At 48.6% G+C, this 14,336-nt stretch carries 13 protein-coding genes; 1 reads left to right on the forward strand and 12 read right to left on the reverse strand.

The window, feature by feature from the left end:
- Window positions 1-106: 106 nt before the first annotated feature.
- The 4 genes from OKS35_RS08805 to OKS35_RS08820 all read right to left on the reverse strand — a co-directional run bounded on the left by OKS35_RS08805 (window position 107) and on the right by OKS35_RS08820 (window position 4,045).
- On the reverse strand, window positions 107-874 hold the full coding sequence (locus OKS35_RS08805) for a tyrosine-protein phosphatase (RefSeq protein WP_214690478.1): 768 nt from the start codon (window positions 872-874) through the stop codon (window positions 107-109).
- Between the two features lie 6 nt (window positions 875-880).
- Complete coding sequence (locus tag OKS35_RS08810; protein ID WP_264092909.1) at window positions 881-2,086, reverse strand: hypothetical protein; 1,206 nt, start codon at window positions 2,084-2,086, stop codon at window positions 881-883.
- An 88-nt stretch (window positions 2,087-2,174) separates the two neighbouring features.
- The gene (locus OKS35_RS08815) at window positions 2,175-3,098 is read right to left on the reverse strand and encodes an LCP family protein (RefSeq protein ID WP_196431219.1); all 924 of its coding nucleotides are present in this window, start codon (window positions 3,096-3,098) and stop codon (window positions 2,175-2,177) included.
- Window positions 3,099-3,199: 101 nt separating this feature from the next.
- Window positions 3,200-4,045 (reverse strand): YihY/virulence factor BrkB family protein, encoded by an 846-nt coding sequence (locus OKS35_RS08820; RefSeq protein ID WP_159562907.1) that lies wholly within the window; start codon window positions 4,043-4,045, stop codon window positions 3,200-3,202.
- A 125-nt stretch (window positions 4,046-4,170) separates the two neighbouring features.
- On the opposite strand from OKS35_RS08820, the gene gnd reads away from it, so the two are divergent.
- Complete coding sequence (gene gnd, locus OKS35_RS08825; RefSeq protein WP_264092910.1) at window positions 4,171-5,055, forward strand: phosphogluconate dehydrogenase (NAD(+)-dependent, decarboxylating); 885 nt, start codon at window positions 4,171-4,173, stop codon at window positions 5,053-5,055.
- Between the two features lie 48 nt (window positions 5,056-5,103).
- Here gnd and OKS35_RS08830 read toward each other — a convergent pair whose 3' ends face one another.
- The 8 genes from OKS35_RS08830 to OKS35_RS08865 form a co-directional block, all read right to left on the reverse strand.
- Window positions 5,104-5,697: a hypothetical protein gene (locus tag OKS35_RS08830; RefSeq protein ID WP_159562909.1), complete on the reverse strand. Its 594-nt coding sequence runs from the start codon at window positions 5,695-5,697 to the stop codon at window positions 5,104-5,106.
- A gap of 19 nt (window positions 5,698-5,716) precedes the next feature.
- Window positions 5,717-6,331 (reverse strand): flavodoxin family protein, encoded by a 615-nt coding sequence (locus tag OKS35_RS08835; RefSeq protein WP_215243649.1) that lies wholly within the window; start codon window positions 6,329-6,331, stop codon window positions 5,717-5,719.
- Between the two features lie 106 nt (window positions 6,332-6,437).
- On the reverse strand, window positions 6,438-7,454 hold the full coding sequence (gene galE, locus OKS35_RS08840; RefSeq protein WP_074035865.1) for a UDP-glucose 4-epimerase GalE: 1,017 nt from the start codon (window positions 7,452-7,454) through the stop codon (window positions 6,438-6,440).
- Between the two features lie 41 nt (window positions 7,455-7,495).
- Window positions 7,496-8,956, reverse strand: a complete 1,461-nt coding sequence (gene pelG / locus OKS35_RS08845) for an exopolysaccharide Pel transporter PelG (RefSeq protein ID WP_159562910.1) — start codon at window positions 8,954-8,956, stop codon at window positions 7,496-7,498.
- Window positions 8,937-10,355, reverse strand: coding sequence for a GT4 family glycosyltransferase PelF (gene pelF / locus OKS35_RS08850; protein ID WP_264092911.1), 1,419 nt, complete (start codon window positions 10,353-10,355; stop codon window positions 8,937-8,939). Before pelF ends, pelG begins: the two co-directional genes overlap by 20 nt.
- The gene (locus tag OKS35_RS08855) at window positions 10,352-12,193 is read right to left on the reverse strand and encodes a DUF2194 domain-containing protein (protein ID WP_215243647.1); all 1,842 of its coding nucleotides are present in this window, start codon (window positions 12,191-12,193) and stop codon (window positions 10,352-10,354) included. The genes pelF and OKS35_RS08855 overlap by 4 nt, the downstream gene beginning before the upstream one ends.
- A complete protein-coding gene (locus tag OKS35_RS08860) occupies window positions 12,190-13,104 on the reverse strand; it encodes a hypothetical protein (protein ID WP_264092912.1) in 915 nt (304 codons plus the stop codon). The genes OKS35_RS08855 and OKS35_RS08860 overlap by 4 nt, the downstream gene beginning before the upstream one ends.
- The gene (locus tag OKS35_RS08865) at window positions 13,101-14,327 is read right to left on the reverse strand and encodes a hypothetical protein (RefSeq protein ID WP_074035855.1); all 1,227 of its coding nucleotides are present in this window, start codon (window positions 14,325-14,327) and stop codon (window positions 13,101-13,103) included. The genes OKS35_RS08860 and OKS35_RS08865 overlap by 4 nt, the downstream gene beginning before the upstream one ends.
- Window positions 14,328-14,336: the final 9 nt, after the last annotated feature.

Genomic DNA, 14,336 nt, shown 5'->3' on the forward strand with positions numbered 1-14,336 from the left:
TAAATCAAGTTCAATATAAAAAACGATTTATGCATCGGTTGATTCCATGCATAAATCGTAAAAACACCTACACTGTTGTTCATAATCAATATATTTAACTTCTACTTCACCACTTCCAACGTCCTCGCCAGTTTTTCTCAGGTAAACGTGGAGGATTCACCGAAATCGGTTCATCCGCTAACATCTCCTCCGTAAAGTGGAGGTGCTGTTGCCACATCTCTTCCCCTAATTCGTTGATGACTTCCTGTCTCGCTGCTAACCAATTGAAATCACGATGTTCCACGTTATGGGCATCGGAGGCGACGATGTGACTCAGCCCGTTACTGATGAACGTGAGTGCGAGTTCCCGCATCTGTCTCCCGAACTGTCCTGTCAAACTGCTTGTTGTCACTTGGGACAACGCACCCGATGATACGAGATGATGCAATTTTTCTGGATGGAGTGCAAACTCACGATTCCGCTCCGGATGCGCGATGACCGGAACGTATCCAGCCGCCTGTAGTTGAAAGAATAAGGACTCCGTATAAGCTGGTAGACTTTGACTCGGCAGTTCCACGAGGACATATCGTGACCCAGCGAGCGAATGTGCCTCTCCGGACTCCAACGCTTCGACCATTTCTCCAAAAATTCGAATCTCTTGTCCAACATACAAGGTCAAGGGGATCTGTTCATCATCGAGTCGTTTTTGTAGATGCGCGACTTCTTGCGTGATGTCATGATGCTGCGTCTCAAAGTACGGATGATACGCGTGTGGTGTCACGACAATCGATGTCACCCCCTCTTCCACCGCACGTTTCGCGAGTTGAAGGGATGCTTCCATTGTACGTGGTCCGTCATCTACTTCAGGCAACAAATGACAATGTACATCAATCATGAGTGTTCACTCTCCATTGTGTGATTGTTTTAGCCAAACGTATTCATACGGGCGAAGCGTTACATTTGTCATCCATTCTTCTGTAAAGAGACTCGTCCCTTCACAATCCGTCTGCACCGTCTCTTCACTCATATTCGTCAATAACAGTAGGGTCTCCTCTTGATGCGTTCGCTTAACAGCGAAAACGCGCCGATCGAGATTTAGGACCTCTTGACCAATGTAAGGGGACAAGGCAGGGTGGAGTCGTTTCACATTCAATTGGCTCAATATCCCTTCATAAACACGAAGTCGATCCGGATCGCGTTTCAATGCTCGGACGAGATCTTCCTGTTCAACCGGTTGCGACACCCCAAATAAAGTTCGATAATCAATCAACGGAATCCCTTGAAGCGACAACAATACACTGTGGGCTGCGAGAATCACATCTGGGTTAGTGTCCTTCAGATTTTTCTCAAACGGATCACGTTCCGCTGAAGATAGGAAATTGAAATATGTTTGATTGGCTCTCAGTGAATGAACTTGTCTCGCCCAATCGGTCAATCGTGTCACATTGGCCTGCGCAAACGCTAAAATGACATGACTGGATAAGTCGAAATGACAGACGACGTCCGCCTCTTCCTCAAAGTTTAGGACTGAATCGACACGTTCATTGGCAACGATGAGCTGTGCATTCGGCTTATACGTATGCATAATCGTACGCCACAGTTTGAGGATGTGTTTGACTCGTTCCGGTTCTATTCCGCGAAACGACTCGACATGGACATGGATTTTCGTCGCTCCATACGCCAGACGTTCAATCAGTTCATCTGTTACGGTGACAAGGTCGAGTTGTGACTCATTCCATGCTTCAGGCGTCATCTCGTAAATCAAATCGAACTCATCGGTGAAACGTCCTAAGTCTTCGAACAATTGCACCCGCGAGTCGATGGCTGTGTCCTGTTGTTTCGTTTGATACGGAAACAGGGAGACGAGATAGAGATCACTCACCGTCGTTTGGACATGATCGGCTAACCATTGATGGAGAGCCTCGAGGTTCGCTCGTCCGTCAGTCAGGATAAAACCGGCATCCACCAACAAGACGTTTGTTTTTTCAGAAGGGCGTTCATGGTCGTGCCAACGATGATCCGACCACTTCTCAAACAACCGTTCCCACTTTTCTTGCGAGGTCTCCCCGATTTCGTGGAGTACCTCTTCAATCGTTTCCCATTTCATGACTCATCCCTCCTTGGCATCTCTTTATTTCTCCCACTTTCCGTTTCATTTGAAACACAAAAAAACTGTCCGACTTGGGTCAGACAGTTTACTCCATCAATCGTTTCAACTCTTCCTGAACGCCATTCAACGAAGAAGATTCCGGATTCCAATAATAGATGCCGTCCCCCTCTAATCCGCCCGCACCCTCAAGCCGTAAGACACTCGCGTTGCGGAACGCGTTCATATAGTCCGTCGACAAAGAGACGAATTCATTGAGCTCGATATTCGTCTTCGCCTGATCGCCGACCACCTCGAGTAACGCGGTGACCTTGTCGAGTGAGAAGTCCGTCCGTCCTTTTTCGATGATGGCGGCGACGACATCACGCTGACGTTCTTGACGTCCGAAGTCACCGTTTGGATCGTTATAGCGCATCCGGGTGTAATCGAGTGCCGCTTCTCCGTCTAACGTCACCTCACCAACGGGAAACGTGTAATCTTCTGTCGAGAACGCAAATTTATTCATGACGGTAATGCCTCCGAGTGCATCCACGACGTCGCTGAATGCCTCCATATCCGTTTCGATGACATAATCGATTGGGATGTCGAGGAAATTCTCGACCGTATTCATTGCCATTTCGGCCCCACCGAACGCATAGGCATGATTGATCTTATCACGTGTCCCTTTCCCGACGATTTCAGTCTTTGTATCCCGGGGAATCGAGAGCATCGCTCCTTCATCAAGTTCCGGATTGAGTGTCAGCACGATGATTGAGTCACTCCGTCCCTGTTCGGTCCCGCGTCGGTCAATCCCAAGCAAGAGAATGGAAACAGACTCTTTGCGTTCAATGGTCTCGACCTGCTTGCGCTCTTTGCTGATTTTCAAGTTGTCATTCACTTGTGCGACGGTGTCATCGACTTCTTTTACCATTGACCAGACGAACGCGCCACCCGTGATGAGCACCAAGGCCATGACGCCTGCTACAACCCCTAGTACGATTTTCCACTTTGATGGCTTACGATGTTTCGCCATGCGACCACACCTTCTTCCGTGAAATAGTACTAGTTTATTCCCATGCCACGGGTTGTTTTAAAGCATGTTCACAAAGAATAATCACGATATCCCTTTTTTTGTTACGGGAAATGGGTCCGGGTCGGTTGGCGGGTCATATGGTAGGGCCATGCCGCATTGATTTCTGCCCCAATCAGCATCGTTGCTGCCGTCAGATAGAGCCAAATTTGTAGTAGAATCACCGCACCGATCGTGCCATATGTGTCCCCTAGAATCGAGAAGCGTTCGACATAGACACTGTATCCGGTCGACAGCAATTGCCACGAGATGACCGCAAACACGGCTCCAGGAAGTGTTTCGATGAACCGTACTCGCTGTTGTGGCGCGATTTTATAAAAGAGTGAGAACGCCATGATCAAGATGAGCGTCGAGACCGTATAGCGCGTCAGAGTCGACAAGCGGTCGAATTCTTCGACTTTTGGATAGAGGGCATAAATCAATTCGACAAATTCTTGACCGAATAGATGAAACACAATCAAGATGACCGCCCCGATGCTCCCTGCTAAAATCACGAGCAACCCGATCAATCGTCGGAAAATATAGCCGCGCGCTTCCGTCTCCCCATATGCGAACACCGTCAGCTTGACGAGTCGCGCCGTCCCGTTCGAGGCCGACCAAAACGCGATGATGGCACTGACTGATAACAGTCCACCGTTCAAATTTCCGCTCACGTCATAGACGATAGATAACAGTTCACGCACACTTGACCCTGGAATGAGTGTCTCAATCTGTTCGATGAGAAGCGCATCATCGATTTGAAACCATGCCATCACGGCGAAGAGGACAAAAAACGTCGGAAAGATGGCTAAAAACCAAAAAAACGCCAATGTGGCACTGTAGTCATTAATATGATGGTCTTTGAATCGATGCCTGACGTCTACGGCCAGTCGAAATACATTTTCAAACATCGCCACCCTCCTCTCATCACTGTTGCACTTATATCATTCTACATCTCAGGCAAGCTGTCCTTTTGAGCAATCGTTATTTCGGGTATGCCCTATAGAGGACTAAATCTTACAAATGGGGTGAACGAATGGAAATCGGTATGATTGGACTTGGTAAAATGGGCCTCAATTTGGCTCTGAATTTGACAGACAATGGGCATCGTGTCGTCGGGTATGACCCGGGAAACGTATCGACGAGTCAATTTAAGACGAAAGCCTCTTTGCAGGAAGTCGTTTCCGCGCTTCAGGTCCCTCGCGTCGTCTGGGTGATGGTGCCGGCGGGTGACGTGACCGAACACGTCTTGAACGACTTGCACAATCTTCTCTCGCCAGGCGACATCGTCATCGACGGAGGGAACTCGAACTATAAGGAATCGATGCGGCGTGCCGACCATTTCAAAGAAAAACTGATTTATTTCTTCGACGTCGGGACGAGTGGTGGGATGGAAGGTGCCCGTCACGGAGCGTGTACGATGATCGGAGGCGACTTGGAGGCGTTCGGAAAGATCGAGCAACTTTTCCAAGACGTCTCGACCGACCAGGGCTATTTGTACGCAGGACCGAGCGGAAGTGGTCACTTTTTGAAGATGGTGCATAACGGGATTGAGTATGGGATGATGCAGGCGATTGCCGAAGGCTTTGAAGTGCTCGAGAAGAGTCCGTTCGACTATGAATATGAAGATGTCGCACGCGTTTGGAATCACGGGTCGGTCATTCGCTCATGGCTCATGGAACTGACGGAGAGTGCCTTCTCGAAAGATGCGAAGCTCGACGACATTCGCGGGGTCATGCATGCATCCGGTGAAGGCAAGTGGACGGTCGAGACGGCACTCGAGTACGACGTCCCGACACCGGTCATCGCACTCTCCCTCATGATGCGTCAACGCTCGCTTCAAGAGGATACGTTCTCGGGCAAGGTCGTCGCGGCATTACGGAACGAGTTCGGCGGGCATGCGGTGGAGAAGAAAGAGTAAAGCACATTAATGAAGCCTCACCTAATTCTATCTAGGTGAGGCTCTTCTTTATAAACCAATTTCAGCAAAGTCAATAAATATTTCATGAACCAATTCTCCACTCCGATAGTATTGATTACATATTTGTCGGTTTACATAGTCAATTTCATAGTAAATGCCTAGTATGAATCTACAAACGTAATCAGGTAAATCTTGACCATCGTATTGCCAATCATCATTGTAACTCGATCTAGTCAACGCTATTATACGTTCTTTGTCCTTATTAATTTCTTGTTGCTGTTTTGAATTCTCTCGAATGACTTTTTTCATCTCAAGGGCGATTAGATTATCCTGTTTCAAATTTCCCCCTCGACTATGCACAATCAAATCACAAGTTATATTCACTTGTTCGTATCGACCATTACGAATCCTCTTAATCCTTCTGCCTACATTTCTGTTGTATTCAACATCCACATAATATTTTCCATACTGAACATCTTTTCTAATCAAATCATTCAATGCAATTTGAAACTGACCACACATTGTTCTTTCAGAAACTTGACTCTCCAATAACCCAAGATGATCATTTAGAAAATTGCGATTAGCTTTCTCAAAGATATCAACCATTTGGACGTATTGAGTTGCATCCGGAAACGTATTCATAAGCGTTCATCCGTTTGCTTCATTCCATCGTATTCCCTTCTGCCGGAATCGGATGATTTTTTAGCATTCTCGCAAAATGGACGAGGTTATACGCCATCGTCTTTCCGTGAGACTTTGTGAATTCATTTTCCCGCCCGGCATCAAGGTACGAATCACCTGGTCCCGCTTCTCCGACCCAGTACGTGTCGACATTCGGCGGCACGGTGAAACCGATGTGGGACAATCCATATAGAATCGAAGCACAGGCGTGTTTCGCCCCATCCTCATTCCCCGTGACGACGACTCCACCGACCTTGTTGTAGTAAATCGCCTGTCCTGATTTGTTCGTCAGTCCGCTACCGCCATATAGCCGTTCGATCACTTGGGTGGCGACGCTACTCTTCTCCCCGAGCCAGAGTGGTGTCCCAATCACGACAATATTCGCGGCCTTCACTTTCTCAAAAATCTGTGGCCACTCGTCCCCATCCCCTTCATCTTCCGTCACACCGAACTTGACGTTGTAATCAACAATCCGAACAATCTCGGAGTCGACGTCGAGCGCATCGAAGTGCGGGATGATGTCACGAATCAATCCTTCCGTATGGGACGTCGTGTCTCCACCTTTTAGCGAACAGTTCAAAAACAAAGCTTTCATCCAATCCCTCCTAAGTAAATGACGTTCCATTAGGTGTTCCCGTTCGCTATCCTTTCTAATACAAAAAGAGACGACCATCGTGTGATGACCGCCTACTTCATAGGATTTATTCACTGTACCCTTTCGGATTATTCGATTGCCAACGCCAAGCGTCCCGACACATCGCTTCAATGTCATGTCGCACTTCCCAGCCAAGAATGGCCTTAGACTTTTGCGGGTCGGCAAATATCGCCGCGACGTCTCCGTCTCGTTTATCCGTGATTTGATAAGGAATCGTCTGTCCGCTCTCCTGTTGGAACGTTTGAAGCAAATCAAGGACGCTGTATCCTTTCCCTGTCCCGAGGTTGAACGCCTCCACCCCTTCATATTTCCCCACATACTCCAACGCCTTCAAATGACCAAGCGCCAAATCTACGACATGGATATAGTCGCGCACGCCTGTCCCGTCATGCGTCGGATAGTCATCCCCGAACACTTGAAGCTCTTTTAGACGCCCGGCCGCGACTTGTGTGATGTATGGCATCAAGTTGTTTGGGACATCGAACGGATCTTCGCCGATCGTCCCGGAGTCGTGCGCGCCAATCGGATTGAAATAGCGAAGAATCGCAATCGACCAAGAAGAATCAGCTGTATAAAGGTCGCGCAATATCTCTTCGATCATCAGTTTCGTTCGTCCATATGGATTGGTTGCACTGAGCGGGAACGATTCATCGACCGGAGATGTGGTTGGGATTCCGTAAACGGTCGCCGATGAACTGAAGACGATACGTTTTATCCCAAATTGATTCATCATCCTTAACAAGACGAGCGTCCCAGCTACGTTGTTGTCATAGTAGTGAAGTGGTTGGCTGACGGATTCGCCGACTGCCTTTAGACCCGCGAAGTGAACGACCGCATGAATCGAGTGCGTGGAGAAGATTTCATCAAGCAATTCCTGATCTCGAATGTCGCCCACGTATAAGGTGACCGTCTTTCCAGTCAGGATCTCGATTCGCTGAATCGCCTCTTGTCGGCTATTGGACAAGTTGTCCAAAATAACGACTTCGTATCCTTCCTCAAGCAATTGCACCGTCGTGTGTGTCCCGATATACCCCGCGCCACCTGTCACAAAAATTGTTTTCATGTGCTTCACCCCATTTTCTGAAAGTTCATCTGCTGCGATTGTTAAGCCGAGCGATCATTGAGCCAGTCCCCGACACGACGGAATGTATCCGTACGCGGAGGTGTTTCGCTTCGGCTAAACGTGTGATAATCAATCTCGGATACATATCGAATCAAGCGAATGAGTGAGAACGCGAACGCAATCGTGCAACCAATCGCAAAACTAAGACCGTAACTGTCTGGTCCAAGTGGTAATAGCAAGAACGTCAACCCTGCATTCATCGTGATGAAGAGTGCCGATGTATACGCCGCTCCCCGATGATCTTCAAAATAGAGCAGGACGAGCGTGAGAACGAGCACCATGGCGTTTGAAAAGGCACCAATCGTCGTCATTTGAAAGACATCCCGAATCTCAGGTGACAGACCTAGTAGCGGGAACAAGACGGCCGCGAACAGAATAAAGAGAAGCGACACGAGCCCTTGATTTCGGAACAGTCGTTGCAACTCTTGTCGTAAGACGAGGAGCATGGCCGCTTTCGAGCGTTGAATCTGTTGGTACGTCCCACCTTCGTTCACGTATCCATAAAACACGCGATACCGCTCATAAAAACGCGTCTCGACCGACACAACGAATATCGTCATCGTCGGAATGATCGTCAAATAAGAGAGGAAGATAGCTGTGTCATAGATCGGATGATAGCGGAATGTGTCGAGGTGGACACTCCCTCCTTCCGCGAACCAGATGATCCATGTGCCGACCCAGATCCCGATGTTATAGAGAAAACTGGTCCAAAAGAGTGCCGGGTAGCGGTCAAAATAGCGATAGAACGAGAACTGACCGACCGTACTCCGGTTTGGGAACGTAAGGAGCATCGATGTGAACAAGCCGAACAACGTGACGACAAGACCGAGTGTCATACTCGCTGTCAACGCGAAGCTCTTCATGTAGGACTCCGTCAAATATTGCATCAAGAACTGGTCCGTGATGAGGACCGCGGCGACTGAGACTATGCCACCGGCCACAAAGCTATAAGCTACCGCCTGATAGAACTTGGCCGCACTGAGGAACAAGAAATGTACCCAAATGAGGTTGACCGTCATGAATAGGACGAATGCCAACGCGTTCAATAAAGCAGGGAGTTCAGAGAACATAAGGAAGATAGCGAACAACAGCGACGCGATGGCGACCGTCGTCTTCATCATCCCGATGAACGCCGGGAAGATGTCTTCATATCGTTTCTCATAAAAACAATCCGCCAAGTACCTCGTGACGACGAGCTGCTGCACGCCGAGAACGACTTGCGAAAAAATAAAACTGTAAGAGACGATCAAATTGAACGTCGTGCGTTCTTCGAGTGTGGCGATAGATAGATAGCTCGTCAGCCACTGCATGAGGGCAATCGTGACGATGACGATCAGCCATGGTCCTGATGTGACGAGCCCGGCAAATGCATATGCTTTGATTCGTGAAGAGAAGTAGTCTTCTTGAAACAACTGTTGTAACTTAAACCCGATGCCCGCCATATACCGCTCTCCTCTCTTCATATAAGTGTAGATATGCATCGATAAACTGATCGGTGCGATAGTACGTCTCGACTCGCTGTTGCCCGTTTCGTCCGAGTCGGCGCGCATCTTCACGATTTTGATGGAACCAGACGCAACGCTCTGCGATTCGCCGTGGATTGACCGGCGGAACGACAAATCCGGCCGGACCGAACGGTTCATCCGGTCGCCCGTTCACGAGTTCCGCACAGGCCCCGACGTCCGTCACAATCCACGGGACACCGGCGGCCATACCTTCTAGTACAGCAAGCGGTTGTCCCTCGGAGATACTCGTCAATAGACACACATCGAATTCGGGAAGATGTTGTCGAATATCGACTTTTCCGACCATCAAGACGGACTGTTCGAGCTCGAGTTGCCGAATGAGCATCTCGCACTCCGCCGCATACTGCTTATCCTCATCAAGTGGTCCCATAATGGTCAGTTCGAACGGGACGAGCATGTCTTGTAACAGTTTCGCCGCATAAATCATGGTTTTAATATCTTTGATTGGAACAACGCGAACGATGGCACCGATTCGTAGTTTATCCACTCCCGGCACATGCCCGAGAGCAGACAAGCCCGTCACGTCAATCCCGTTCGGAATGATGCTCAATTTCTCAACAGGTGCCCCGAGCTGACGTTGCAACTCGCCGTTTCGTTCAAAGAGTGTGATGACGTCATCTGCCTTTCGGTACGCTTCCCGGGAAATGTGGTGGAAGAACTGAATCCAATGGGAGCGAAACTCAGCCGGAATCCAAGATGCCTGTAACAGTTCTTCTTCCCGTTCACGCGAATAGATGCCGTGTTCAGTCAAAAGAAACGGAATGTTTTGTCGTTCTTTCATCGCACTCGCAATCAGACCCGCGTATCCGGTCGAGGCCGCGTGCACGAGGTCAACTTGCGGTAATTCAGCTTGGAGCAAATCAAGGACTGGCGCGTACATACTGCGCCACATCCAAAAGTAATCGATGAACGAACCGGCCTGCCCTTCTTCTTGATAACTCTCCGTGACGAGCTGATAGAAGAGACGACTCGAGAAGAATTGTTCTGGTGTCCCGATTTGATTTTCAAGAATCGGATAGATGGACGAATCGACTTGACCGAATGTCATCCACGTCTTGATTCGCTCCCGTTCCGCTTCCGATAACGCTTCCGGTCGACGTTTACGTGTCGCCCGTTGATTAAGGGCGAGCGTGGTGACACCTGTGACGTTCTTCGGTAACGTATAGCGATAATCTGCCTCTGTCTTCGGATTCGGCATGATTGAGATAATCTCAAACTCATGCATCGGCATCTGTTCCATCAGCATATGAACCCAGCTCGATACGCCGCCGCTCACATATGGATAACTCCCTTCAACAACAATTCCTATTTTCATGGACGATCCTCCAATATCGGGAGACGAATGGACGTCTCTCTCAATTCAACTTGATACAATGTACCATTCTCACCAAACGGCTGGACTTCACCAAAATCGAACCTCCCTGTATCGAGACGTTTCCCGGGTTGCACACGAACGAGTAACGTCGACGGAACAGGTAGTTGTTGAGCATTGATATCGATGGCATCATTCGTGTAAGCCACATCGATTTGCGCATCTTGATAAAGCTTGTATTTCCGATACGCATCATACTGACTCAAGCCCTCGAGATGTGGATATTTGGAGTAGAGTGTCTGGAACAGACCCCCAAACGATTCTTTCATGATCTCCCACCCTTTCCCTTTCGAGCGATAGTCATCTAACACATCATCCGGGTGAATGAAATGGGAAACGAGCCCGAAGTTGGCAACAGCGTCGATCACAACAAATAGGTCATCCGGTGTCTCGTTGTATCCGCTCGACACGCGAGGGAAATCGTACAAGTTCGGATAGACCGGGTCGGGTCCGAACTCTTGAATGTAACTTCCTTTTGTCGCATCTCCGCTGTAGAGTCCTGCGACAATCAGCCCTTTCGGAAACTTCTCGTTCAACACTTCAAGTCCGGATTGACCGATGATGTTCGATGGTGGCACATAGCTGCGGATCCGCTCATTCGGCAAGTAATAGTCAAACGCCTCAACGACACGGTCAATGGCGGAACGCATATCTTCCTGACTGTCCCATTTTGTATATCCAAGCTCCGGGTCCATCACTTCATCTCCCATGACGAGTGGCTGGTGGTTGAACCCGTGTAGCCCGACTTCCCCATTCGTTTGGAGTAAACCGCGACCATATTCGAGCATCGGTGCCCGAATTTTTTCGATGAGCTGTTCTGTCGTCTCTTCATTCGTCGCTTTATAACTGCCGATCAGGAAACCAGAATAAGTGACGTCGTAGTCAGCACCGATTTGCTTCATGTCTTTCCACCAAATCTCTGAGAAGAACTCTTTGATGGACAAATCATATTCTTTCGTGATGACCGGATTCGAATAATTTGGTACCGGTGCCGGGAAGTCGTCAAGGTGAACGACCTTGATGCCAGCTTGTGGCATGACGAACGCTGGGAACAGCATCGAAAGCGTCTGCACCATCAAGCCGCGTGAGTTCTTATCCGTCAACGACGTCGTATTCCAAAACATCACTTCGCCCTTCCCATAAGGAGACTGCCATAATATTGGTTCGTTTTTGGCAGAAATGAGGACGTCCGCCTCTTCTTTCAGTTTGACGTCAGCAATGCTGTGGACGAATAACCCTGAGTCTTGAGGCAAGTCGACATACCCAGGGAAAATTTCTTGTTCGAAAATCAACCCGTTGACTCCATCTTTAAAGTCCCCAAAATCGCTTACGCCGACCAGGTCTGCCCAGTCTTGATCGATGAATCGTCCGGCAACGTAGAGCCGTCCACCTTTTTCAACGAAGGACCGAATTGCCTCGTACGGCCATGATTTCGTATTTTCTCCGCTGACGACGAGAACGTGTCGTGGAGAAGGCTCAATCGATGCGATGGCCTCTGCTTCAATCGAGGTATAAGGCAACTTGGCATAGTCGAGCGCATATTTAAAGTTATTCAAAACAGCTGTCGACAAATCGCCGTCATTCTGATGGATGTAGATTTGAACCGGATCCCCCTCCACCGCTCTCACCTCACCCGCGAGTGTCGTAAAGGATTTCGGCTCATGTGCTTCTTTTGGGATGAGCCGATGACCATAGTCAAGCCGTAAAAACTGGACGACGACAATCATCGCGATGAGTAAAGAGAACAAAGACGCGATATACGTCGTAATCGATTTATTCATATATGGGCACCTTCTAACTGTTGAATGACAAAGCGATAGTCCTCCGGAATGTCTTGCAAATCGAGATGTTGATGCAGGCGGTCGAGGGTCGGACGTAGGGACGTCCAATCGCCGTTCGTCATGTGGTGTTCAATCAACATGACATATCCATCGGGTACTTTTGGATGATAAAGGGTGAGCGCCTCAGCCAATCGTTCTCCCGTTTCCAAGTCACCCGAGCGGAACGAGAGGCGGGCTTTCGTGCGTAAGTACGTTTCGTCTGTTTCGTCGTACTCACTCAATTGATCGAGGTGAAATAATATCCGTTGCTGGATGCGCATTTGCATATCATGATCCAAGAGACCGCTATCTAAGAACGAAATCCCGGTTTCAATTACCGGATAAATCGTCTCCGGTCGCTCCGGATTCACTTGTGCGATTCGCTGTTTTAACATCAAATCGTATCGGTCGAACAGTGTGTTTCGGACGGTCGCTGCATAGTGGACCGTTTCCGTATCCTCGTGTTCGAGACCTAAGTGTAAATATTCTTCTGTATTCATGAGCGGTGTCGACATGAGTTGTGTGATCGATTGTTTCCGCTTGTTCCCGTCCATCTGTAAGGCTTCCGTCAATGGGACGAGATCTAAATCTTCTTTCGCCTGTTGCTGCAAGCGTTCTAAGTTGACCGTCTCAAAGTTGATGTACTCATCGTAGTCGAGAAGCGTCTTCGGTGAGGCGAAGCGTCGGGCAATCACATATCCAATCAAACCAAACAGTTCTCCGACAATCGGGATGACGGCACTGACGAGAAATATCGAGAGCCAGACTCCCTTTTCCGTCGCATCGACTTTCGGTCGTACAATCAGTCGATACAAGACGAAAAGGACCGTCGCATGCAGAAGGAAGAAAAGAAGAATCATCCAACCGGTCATAGGCGTTTCCCACCTTTCACATAGAAGACATGCTCAATCCGTTCCTTGAATCGTTCGGCTGATTCAACCGGTGTACCTGGGAGGAGAAAATGAAGGATGCGATCGTCTTCGTCATATCCGATAACGTCAATTTCACGCATCGACTGTCTCAAAATCAATTCCATTTCAATCAATGACAAGTCCACACCCTCTACAGGCAATGTGACCGTACTATACGGTTGACCATATTGCTCATGACGAAGTACTTGTTGGGCCACTTTTTGTTCGAATGCTTCCATACGAAACATGTGCGTCCCGTCGACGAGTTGGTCGCTGACGAGCATCCATTCGAGGGCATCGGCCTTTTCAATGCGCGTTCCCGTCCAATCCAAGACGAGTTTCATCATGTTCATCTCATGACTACGTAAGCGTAAGATATCGATTTCATGGACGACCAAGACTTCCTTCACCGTTCCTTCATAACAAATCGGTGCAACGAGAAGCGGTCCATCTAGCTCATCCGCTAAACGAAGCGTCGGCTTTTTCGATTGGAACATCCGTGCGAAAATTCCCTCCTCCGAATCGATGAAGAGCGTCTGGGGCAAACGTTCTACCTCTCCGGAACGGACATGAAGACGGAGTGTGCGCCGCGATGCATCCACATGATATAAAGCGAGTTGACGAGCACGGAAGACACGCGTGAACGTTCCAATTAAATGATCACGTACTAAAGCGGTCGCATCCTGATCAAGTTGTAGTCCAATCTCATAAATTTTTGAGAGCGTATAAGTCGAGTCGAGCACCCGCTTCCGCATCTCCCCTTGCGACTCTTGTAGTTGTTGTATCGTCTGTTTCAGTTGTTCGTTCTCATCAATCACTTCTTCTTGACGAATGTGGAGCGACTGGTAACGCTCCCGATAAGAAGTACTGAAGACACCCGCACTAAGCGCGACGAAGAAGTGTAGCAAAATCCAAGCCAGTTCATTCGTATCGTAAAGGAATAAGAGCAAGTCTGAGCCTTCCATCAAGAGGAATGAGAAATGGTAGAGACTCGTCAACGCGAAACTGACGAAGGCACCGAGCAAGCCATATCGTAAAGAAAACAGGAGGATATAAAAAATTAACGGGTCAATCGCCCAATCTGACAAAGAAAGACTAAATGTATAGTCCAAAATGCCGATAAGTAAAATAGTCACAATCATTTCAATCCATTTGATGGATGTGCGGTGTTGGGTATAAATCATAGTGTCACT

It is taken from the genome of Exiguobacterium sp. N5 (assembly GCF_025842465.1).
In the GTDB taxonomy this organism is placed as follows: domain Bacteria; phylum Bacillota; class Bacilli; order Exiguobacteriales; family Exiguobacteriaceae; genus Exiguobacterium; species Exiguobacterium profundum.

Bases quoted from the DNA above. Each gene is read 5' to 3' on its own strand.
- OKS35_RS08855 (WP_215243647.1), bottom strand. From the start codon at position 12,193: ATGAATAAATCGATTACGACGTATATCGCGTCTTTGTTCTCTTTACTC.
- galE (WP_074035865.1), bottom strand. From the start codon at position 7,454: ATGAAAACAATTTTTGTGACAGGTGGCGCGGGGTATATCGGGACACAC.
- OKS35_RS08860 (WP_264092912.1), bottom strand. From the start codon at position 13,104: ATGACCGGTTGGATGATTCTTCTTTTCTTCCTTCTGCATGCGACGGTC.
- OKS35_RS08815 (WP_196431219.1), bottom strand. From the start codon at position 3,098: ATGGCGAAACATCGTAAGCCATCAAAGTGGAAAATCGTACTAGGGGTT.
- OKS35_RS08865 (WP_074035855.1), bottom strand. From the start codon at position 14,327: ATGATTTATACCCAACACCGCACATCCATCAAATGGATTGAAATGATT.
- OKS35_RS08810 (WP_264092909.1), bottom strand. From the start codon at position 2,086: ATGAAATGGGAAACGATTGAAGAGGTACTCCACGAAATCGGGGAGACC.
- pelF (WP_264092911.1), bottom strand. From the start codon at position 10,355: ATGAAAATAGGAATTGTTGTTGAAGGGAGTTATCCATATGTGAGCGGC.
- pelG (WP_159562910.1), bottom strand. From the start codon at position 8,956: ATGGCGGGCATCGGGTTTAAGTTACAACAGTTGTTTCAAGAAGACTAC.
- gnd (WP_264092910.1), top strand. From the start codon at position 4,171: ATGGAAATCGGTATGATTGGACTTGGTAAAATGGGCCTCAATTTGGCT.
- OKS35_RS08805 (WP_214690478.1), bottom strand. From the start codon at position 874: ATGATTGATGTACATTGTCATTTGTTGCCTGAAGTAGATGACGGACCA.
- OKS35_RS08820 (WP_159562907.1), bottom strand. From the start codon at position 4,045: ATGTTTGAAAATGTATTTCGACTGGCCGTAGACGTCAGGCATCGATTC.
- OKS35_RS08835 (WP_215243649.1), bottom strand. From the start codon at position 6,331: ATGAAAGCTTTGTTTTTGAACTGTTCGCTAAAAGGTGGAGACACGACG.
- OKS35_RS08830 (WP_159562909.1), bottom strand. From the start codon at position 5,697: ATGAATACGTTTCCGGATGCAACTCAATACGTCCAAATGGTTGATATC.